Below are 868 nucleotides of genomic sequence, written 5' to 3'. Positions count from 1 at the left end.
ACGTGCTGGTAACCGGGAACCACGGTGAACCCGCGAAGACAAGCACGGAGTCGGCAGGAACTTGGATAAGGCCAAAAAAAGGAACTTGCAGGTAGCTCAGCGACAAGTGAATCCCATGTGACACGGCGTTCGGCAGCACCTCAGATCGACGGATCGGCTCGACCAACCTCTTCTCCGCGGAAGGCGAGTATCGTCTCTAAAGACGATCGAACTCCGCCACCGCAAACCAAGCATCGCCTTGCGCAGGATCTCATTGGCCTGGCGCAGCTCCCGCTTCCAAGAGCCTTCAGCTTTCTCGGTAGCCTCGGTGGGGACACCTCCCAGCATACCGCTATCCTCTGGCCGGCCCATCCGCTGTGCGCTGCGTTGTGCAGCCGATCTTGGCGCGATCGAGGAGCGCGATCGAGGAGACGGCGGCCGTTTGCAGCGGATATTCCCCTCGTGAGCTTTTGACTAGCCACACGGTTCTTCGTGGTCAATATTGGTTCGCCGCATGATGGGACTTTACGGGACGAGCGTTCAATGGGAACGACGCACCTTGCTAAGCCAGCGGTGCAACCCCGATCAGCGGAATAGCTAGGCTCTCGTCCCGCAGGGACGCCTCAGGCGATCGTGCATCGCATTTAAGAGCTCGCCGGTTTCAAGCGTCGTATGTATATCACCGCGTTCGCGCGCCACACCAACGGCAGCTCTTTTCAAGCCGATCCTCTCCCGGAGCTGTAGACCCGTGCCCTAACCGACGCCTCTTCGTAAACAAGCTCACGCAAATGGCGGTCGCCGCGTCGGGATATGTGGCCGCCGAAATCGACTTCACCGGATTAGGCGGTGTGGACGAATTACTCAGGTATCTAGACGCTCCGCGAATACA

The 868-nt window shown here is 59.0% G+C and carries 1 pseudogene; it reads right to left on the bottom strand.

Annotation, left to right across the window (positions count from 1 at the left end):
• Positions 1-576: 576 nt before the first annotated feature.
• Positions 577-818, bottom strand: a pseudogene (locus EOB80_RS35795) (hypothetical protein); the annotation flags it as partial.
• Between the last annotated feature and the right edge of the window lie 50 nt (positions 819-868).

Source organism: Mesorhizobium sp. M7A.F.Ca.MR.245.00.0.0, from assembly GCF_003997415.1.
Lineage (GTDB): Bacteria > Pseudomonadota > Alphaproteobacteria > Rhizobiales > Rhizobiaceae > Mesorhizobium.
Note: the sequence above shows the minus strand (reverse complement) of the source record. Positions and strands in the feature narration are given on the sequence as shown.